The sequence below is a fragment of the Photorhabdus namnaonensis genome (assembly GCF_001684335.1).
GTDB classification, from domain to species: domain Bacteria; phylum Pseudomonadota; class Gammaproteobacteria; order Enterobacterales; family Enterobacteriaceae; genus Photorhabdus; species Photorhabdus namnaonensis.
In genome coordinates this window covers 87,114-93,785 of record NZ_LOIC01000042.1, presented here as the reverse complement: position 1 = coordinate 93,785, position 6,672 = coordinate 87,114, and the positions used below count along the sequence as shown (strand labels likewise).

The window sequence follows — 6,672 nt, the reverse complement described above, 5'->3', positions numbered from 1 at the left end:
CCCTCTCCCGGAAACAAAAAGGCAGCGCCAACCGTCGTAAAGCACGACAGAGGCTTGCCGCCGTACATGAGCGGGTAGCGAATGCCCGTGCCGATTTTCAACACAAACTGTCTCGTTCAATGGTTGACGAAAACCAAGCGATAATTGTGGAGACGCTGAAATCGGCCAACATGATGAAGAATCACCACCTTGCCCGCGCTATCGGGGATGCGGGCTGGCATGGCTTCATCAAGAAACTGGAATACAAAGCCGCAGCGGCAGGCGTCCATCTGGTCAAACTGGATCAGTGGTTCGCCAGTTCGAAAACCTGCCATTGCTGCGGTTACAAAATGCTGGAAATGCCGCTGCGTAAGCGGCTCTGGCAATGCCCTTTCTGTCGAGTCGAACATGACCGCGATATCAATGCGGCGCTCAACATCCAGCGCAAGGGCATAACAGAATTACAGGCGGCGGGACTCGTCGTCTCTGCCCACGGAGGCCAGCGTCAATCCGTCATAAAGACGGTGGCGGCCTGAGAAGTGGGAAGCCTCGCCGTTTTTACGGCGGGGAGCAGTCACGCACTCGCAACGATGACGATTCTAAAGTTGTCCGACCTGATGGTTCGTCAGGACGAGTTGATTTGATGTTAAGTAAATCAAAAGGCTGGCTATCTCATCATTCACAGAGAAAACTTTTTGAGTATGGAAAATAGCTGGAAGTACTAACTCCAGGTCAAGGGTGGCAAATTTAAAATAGACCCACATGATATATAATGCTGTATGTGCGCCATTGACTTATACCGCCAAAGCGTATACTATCACCTAAATGTACACCAGTGACGCACTAAGACATGATATTTATTGAGACCCATATCTTCACTGAAGATTGTAAGGAGTTGTTAAGTGACGATGAATATCGTGAATTTCAGCAATATCTCGCAGACAATCCTATTGCTGGTGATGTTATCCAACACACTGGTGGCTTACGTAAAGTCAGATGGGCATCTGGGAGTAAAGGTAAGCGGGGTGGTGTGCGCATTATTTATTACTATAAAGTAGATGTCTCACACATCAGATTGTTACTGATTTACAAAAAAGGCATCAAGGATGACCTTAGTGAATCAGAAAAGAGAGTCTTGAGAGCACTAAATGAGGGGTGGTAACAATGGATAGTAAATTATTTTCTAGGCTAACTGAAAGCATGACACAGATGAACGAAATTATTAATGGCGAACGTGCTGCCTCTCGTGAAACTCACGTTGAAGCAGTAAAAGTAAAGAATATTCGCCAGGCAACCGGTTTAACTCAGACCGGTTTTGCTAAGTTGATTTCCGTTAATGTTGGAACTCTGCGCAACTGGGAACAGGGAAGGCGTGAGCCAACCGGACCAGCAAAAGCCCTGTTGAAGGCAATAGAGAAAGATCCGGTTCATGTTTTAAAGGCGTTATCTATGTAAATAGAGCGTATAGGAATTCCTCAGCCTCGTTTCAGCGAGGTTTTTTATGGGGGAAATATGGCAGAAGAATTTAAATGGAGAACTCAGATACAGAATACCTACCGCTTTGACAATTAATGCAACATTTGAGCAGGCATTTTCAGCATGAATATCACATCAGACGTACAAAAATTAGAACCGGGCGAAAAACTGGGTTACGCCGATAAAAAAGAATGTCATGAATAATGATTTTTTCTTATTAAAGCGGCTCATAAGTTGCTGAAATGAGCCGCAAAGAAGAAGTGGATAACTCGATTGTATGCTGTTTAATTTAATGGACCTCCATTGACCGGAGTTTAATTGTTATTGTAAATAAAAATCATCACTATTTTTTAGTTAGAAAAGGGGCTGTATATAGGATAGTTGATATCCAGATGATTGCAGTAATAAACATGACAATCATCCTGGTGAAACGCCAATAAAATGGCTTTGGGGGTGTAGCGATGGGAATAGGTAATTTGGTATTTTTAGGCTGACTATTATCTTGTTCGTTATCTTGAAATGGCAGGATAAAACGATAGCCTTGTCGGTATACAGTGTGTATGGCTTCACCGAGATCACAATAGCGTAACGTTCGGCGTAACTTACAGACTAATTGCAATAAATTGGTTTCTGCTACGCCGTTTTTGCGTTCGGGCCAAACTAAAGGGATCAGTTGTTCCCGATTTAATGTATTCCCTTGTGATGCATGTTCCCACAGTGCGAGTAGCAGGCGTTTCTCTTTTTCAGTAATGATAAATACATTTTTACCATAAATTATTTTGTTTGAGTCACAGTCTAAATAAACATCTCTAGTTATTTTCAACATAACGCATTCTCTGCCTCTGTTTAATGTTTGTCTATTCGCTATAGCCAGGATGGCTCAATTAGGTTTATGCCCGTTAGAACTTATATATTTTTCCCATGAGTAATGCAAGAAAATAAATTATTTAAAATTTTTTATTTTATTTTGTCATATGAGTTATTTTTCCGTTTTTTATTTATAAATAAATATAATGATAATTAATTATTAGTTTTATTTATATTGTGATGATTGTGATTTTATTGTCCATGAAGTGATGGAAGCGTTGTAAATATAGATAAAATATTTTTAGGTATCATTTATTGTTTATAAATTTATTTTGTAAAAATAAGTGAATAGATATCCATGAGAAATAATGCTGTGAATTGAGGGTGATTTTTATATCTCATTGAATTAATAGATAAAAAATTGATTAAAATAATTATTTTTTATTTTTAACTTTTATTTGGCGGTATTTGAGTGATTACTGTTCAATAAATAGTTTAAAGCTCCAACAGTGTGATGTTTATCACGTATTAACTTACGTTAGTCAGGTCGCCTCATTCCCTGAATGAGGGTTTGGATATTAAAGCACGGTGAATACACGAGTCAGGCATTAGGCATGATACCTAAGGGCGGTAGCGTACCTAAAATGATGTGTGTTTTAACCCGGTTGAATTTAACTCTTAAGGAAATAACAATGTCTACAACTGCCGATCAAATTGCTGTTCAATACCCCATTCCAACTTACCGTTTTGTGGTGACCGTTGGTGATGAGCAAATGTCTTTTCAAAGTGTATCGGGATTAGATATTAGCTATGACACGATTGAATATCGTGATGGAATAGGTAATTGGTTACAAATGCCCGGTCAGCGCCAGAGACCAACCATTACCTTAAAGCGCGGTATTTTTAAAGGGCAATCTAAATTGTACGATTGGATTAACTCTATTTCGCTTAATCAGATAGAAAAGAGAGATATTTCTATTAGTCTCACCGATGAAACAGGTTCAAACCTGCTAATTACCTGGAATATTGCTAATGCTTTCCCAGAAAAACTAACAGCGCCCAGTTTTGATGCCACCAGTAATGAAGTTGCGGTGCAGGAAATAAGTTTGAAAGCCGATCGGGTGACTGTTGAATTCCATTAATACACTGTTTGGTGTCAGGACTGTTTGTTGTCAGGAATAGTCTGGCACGTCAATGCAGTGCTTTTTAAAGGCGAATATTATGACAATTGATACATCTTATCCGGGTGTCTATATTGAAGAAGATGCTTCATTGGCACTCTCTGTCCGTTCCAGTGCAACGGCGGTACCTGTTTTTGCAGTTGCAAATGATAATAAATTTTTATCCGCAGATTATATCCGTATCAGTAGTTGGCTGGACTATTTGACACGAAAAGGCGGGCAATTTGATCCTGATGATAAGCTTGGTATTTTACTACGTGCCTATTTTATTAATGGCGGTGGATACTGTTATCTTGTTAAAACTGAAAATTTGGAAAAACAAGTACCAAAGCTGGACGATGTAACATTATTGATTGCTGCTGGAGAAGATCTCAGTGAGATTACGGGAAAGCTTTGCCAACCGGGCAAAGGGTTATTTGCCATTTTCGATGGCCCAGAATCTGATATCACCAAGGAAACTCAGAAGAAAGAAGATGACGCTTCTGAACGACGAAATAATAGCGCCAATATAGGAAAAACCAAAGATATATTGGAACCTTATCCTGCTACTCCTTATGGCGCTGTTTATTATCCTTGGTTGACCGCTGAGTGGGGAGAAAAAGATAAAGAAGGGAAAAGAGCTAGCGTTGAGATTCCTCCCAGCGCGGTGATGGCTGGTATTTATTCCCGTGTCGATAATAGCCGCGGTGTTTGGCAAGCACCGGCTAACGTCCCTATTCAAGGAGGATTACAACCTAAATATCCGGTGACGGATGACCTGCAAGGAAAATATAACAAAGATAAAGCTAAGGCGTTAAACATGATCCGTACCTTTCCTAAGAGTGACGCATTGGTGTGGGGCGCTCGTACGCTTGAGGGCAGCGATAACTGGTGTTATATCCCGGTTCGCCGTCTGTTTAACAGCGCGGAGCGAGATATTAAAAATGCCATGAGTTTCGCGGTGTTTGAACCGAATAGTCAACCTACTTGGGAAGCGGTGCGCCGGGCTATCGATAATTATCTCTATTCCCTCTGGCAACAAGGGGGATTGGTGGGTAATAAAGCTGAACAGGCTTATTTTGTTCATATTGGTAAAGGCATCACCATGACTGATGACAATATTAAACATGGTGAAATGATCGTTAAAGTGGGTATGGCGGCAGTTCGTCCAGCCGAATTTATTATCTTGAAATTTACACAGAATATGAATCAATAGAAGGGAAGGAATATGGCCACACAAACTTCTACTCCTGGCGTCTATATTGAAGAAGATGCCTCACTGGCGCTTTCTGTCAGTCAAGGGAATACGGCAATCCCGGTTTTTATTGGGCGTTTATTACCGAAAAAAATGAGTACGATGCCAAAAATAACACGGATTAGTAGCTGGTTGGATTTCATTAACCAGTTTCATGTGGGGTGTGTTACGTCAATAGCTATCAAATCAACTCCTCCGTCTACCGCCGCTAAAAAAACTAAAAAAGTTGAAGGTGATGTATCGGTTAAAAACAATGACAATGGAGAGGTGAGTAGCGATACAACAAATGAAAACGAAAATGAAAAAAACGAAAATGAAAACGAAAACGGAAAAAAAACCGATTACACTTATGAGGTGACAGTTAATTACACAATAAGCAGTGATGCTTTAAAACTTTATTTTCAAAATGGTGGAGGGCCTTGTTATATCCTGCCGATTGCTGATTCGGAAGATTCTGAAACTCTGGCCTTAATCCCTGAGTTAATTAAGCAGGCTTTAGAAATTACTTTAATCGTCTGCCCTGAACAAGACTCTGATTACCAAAGTAAGATATATAACAGCCTGACACCTTCATTATTAAACGAGGGTTATTTCCTTATCGCTGACAATCAGGATAAAACATCTGTTATCAGTGTTAACGTACCCTCACAAACCGCGACGTATTATCCTGCGGTAAAAGTTTCGCAGCTTATGCAAACGGAAGAGGAGCGTGTAGTTGTTACAGGTTATAAGGATGCAAAAGCAAACGATGTTAATAATCTGACGGAACTCAAAGAGAAAAACTCGGATGTCTATAAGAAGGCTGTTACTGCAATAGAGAATATAAACAAAACTATTCCCGCCAGTGCAGTCATGGCCGGTGTCTATTGCGCCACTGACGCTAACCGTGGCGTTTGGAAAGCACCGGCTAACATTGTGCTCAATGGGATTAGCGATGTGAACGAACGGCTCACTGACAATGACCAAACAGACATGAATCCGAAAGGCATTAACGCCATCCGTTATTTCAGCAACAAAGGTTTTGTCGTCTGGGGCGCGCGTACCCTGAAAGATGATGACAACTGGCGTTATATTCCGGTACGGCGTCTATTTAACGCGGCGGAACGGGATATCAAACAGGCGATGCGATTTGCCGTCTTTGAACCCAATAGTCAACCAACCTGGGAGCGAGTACGGTCAGCCATCGACAACTATCTCCACCAACTTTGGCAACAGGGGGCGCTGGTCGGCAGTAATCCCCAAGAAGCCTATTTTGTCCAAATTGGTCAAGGTGTCACCATGTCAGACGATGACATTACGCATGGAAGAATGATCGTCAAGGTTGGCATGGCCGCGGTCCGTCCGGCTGAGTTTATTATCCTAAAATTTTCACAAAAAGTGGCACAGTAACTGTACTGGGGCGCGGTTTGCCGCGCCTGTCCTGTAGAGGAAACGATAATGGAAATAAAACAGCCGGGCGTGACAATCGCGGAGAACCTGATATCCCAGAAGTCGGATGACATATTTATTGGTGTACCGGTTTTTATTGGTTATATTCCAAAAATTTCAGTCAATAAAACCAGTTCGGGTAGTAAAACCCTAGTCAAATTAAACAGCCTGACCGACTTTACCCTAGAATTTAGCGAGTCGGGATTAATGTACTACTCCGTGCGCCACTTTTTTGAAAATGGCGGTCAACAAGCCTATGTGCTGCCGCTGGCCACTGATGAACCATTGAACGATTTTCAATCATTGGTCACTGCGCTGCGACAGGATTGGCTTAAGCAGGCTATTGCCGCGGAAAGTACTATCACCCTGATTATCGTTCCTGATGTTGTCCTGTTTAATCAAATGGGAGAACCCGGTGCCGATATCGATCTTTGGTTACAGTTTTGGCAATCAGTACTCGACCTTTGCAAGAGCCGACGTGGCGTCATGGGATTGCTGGATGCCCCGGACGATCCAGTATTGGCCGCTACATGTTTAGAGCGGTTTTCCTCAAGCGATCGGCAATGG

At 41.8% G+C, this 6,672-nt stretch carries 7 protein-coding genes and 1 pseudogene; 7 read left to right on the top strand and 1 reads right to left on the bottom strand.

Features of this window, described 5'->3' with window-relative positions:
• From Phpb_RS08280 to Phpb_RS08270, 3 genes are all read left to right on the top strand, one after another.
• On the top strand, nt 1-515 hold a 515-nt coding region (locus Phpb_RS08280), incomplete at its 5' end, for an RNA-guided endonuclease InsQ/TnpB family protein (RefSeq protein WP_131817504.1).
• A 314-nt stretch (nt 516-829) separates the two neighbouring features.
• Nucleotides 830-1,141, top strand: coding sequence for a type II toxin-antitoxin system RelE/ParE family toxin (locus tag Phpb_RS08275; RefSeq protein ID WP_065389930.1), 312 nt, complete (start codon nt 830-832; stop codon nt 1,139-1,141).
• A gap of 2 nt (nt 1,142-1,143) precedes the next feature.
• Nucleotides 1,144-1,434, top strand: a complete 291-nt coding sequence (locus Phpb_RS08270) for a helix-turn-helix domain-containing protein (protein WP_011146759.1) — start codon at nt 1,144-1,146, stop codon at nt 1,432-1,434.
• A gap of 364 nt (nt 1,435-1,798) precedes the next feature.
• Here the strand turns inward: Phpb_RS08270 and Phpb_RS08265 are convergent, their stop codons facing one another.
• A complete protein-coding gene (locus tag Phpb_RS08265; RefSeq protein WP_240492462.1) occupies nt 1,799-2,281 on the bottom strand; it encodes a winged helix-turn-helix domain-containing protein in 483 nt (160 codons plus the stop codon).
• Nucleotides 2,282-2,954: 673 nt separating this feature from the next.
• Between Phpb_RS08265 and Phpb_RS08260 the strand changes: the two genes are divergently transcribed.
• From Phpb_RS08260 to Phpb_RS26690, 4 genes and pseudogenes are all read left to right on the top strand, one after another.
• The gene (locus Phpb_RS08260) at nt 2,955-3,404 is read left to right on the top strand and encodes a phage tail protein (RefSeq protein WP_065389929.1); all 450 of its coding nucleotides are present in this window, start codon (nt 2,955-2,957) and stop codon (nt 3,402-3,404) included.
• A 79-nt stretch (nt 3,405-3,483) separates the two neighbouring features.
• Complete coding sequence (locus Phpb_RS08255; protein ID WP_065389928.1) at nt 3,484-4,638, top strand: phage tail sheath family protein; 1,155 nt, start codon at nt 3,484-3,486, stop codon at nt 4,636-4,638.
• A 12-nt stretch (nt 4,639-4,650) separates the two neighbouring features.
• The gene (locus Phpb_RS08250; protein WP_065389927.1) at nt 4,651-6,066 is read left to right on the top strand and encodes a phage tail sheath family protein; all 1,416 of its coding nucleotides are present in this window, start codon (nt 4,651-4,653) and stop codon (nt 6,064-6,066) included.
• Nucleotides 6,067-6,114: 48 nt separating this feature from the next.
• Nucleotides 6,115-6,672, top strand: a pseudogene (locus Phpb_RS26690) (phage tail sheath family protein); the annotation flags it as partial.

Coding starts and splice junctions, on each gene's coding strand:
- Phpb_RS08275 (WP_065389930.1), top strand. CDS start 830: ATGATATTTATTGAGACCCATATCTTCACTGAAGATTGTAAGGAGTTG.
- Phpb_RS08270 (WP_011146759.1), top strand. CDS start 1,144: ATGGATAGTAAATTATTTTCTAGGCTAACTGAAAGCATGACACAGATG.
- Phpb_RS08265 (WP_240492462.1), bottom strand. CDS start 2,281: ATGTTGAAAATAACTAGAGATGTTTATTTAGACTGTGACTCAAACAAA.
- Phpb_RS08260 (WP_065389929.1), top strand. CDS start 2,955: ATGTCTACAACTGCCGATCAAATTGCTGTTCAATACCCCATTCCAACT.
- Phpb_RS08255 (WP_065389928.1), top strand. CDS start 3,484: ATGACAATTGATACATCTTATCCGGGTGTCTATATTGAAGAAGATGCT.
- Phpb_RS08250 (WP_065389927.1), top strand. CDS start 4,651: ATGGCCACACAAACTTCTACTCCTGGCGTCTATATTGAAGAAGATGCC.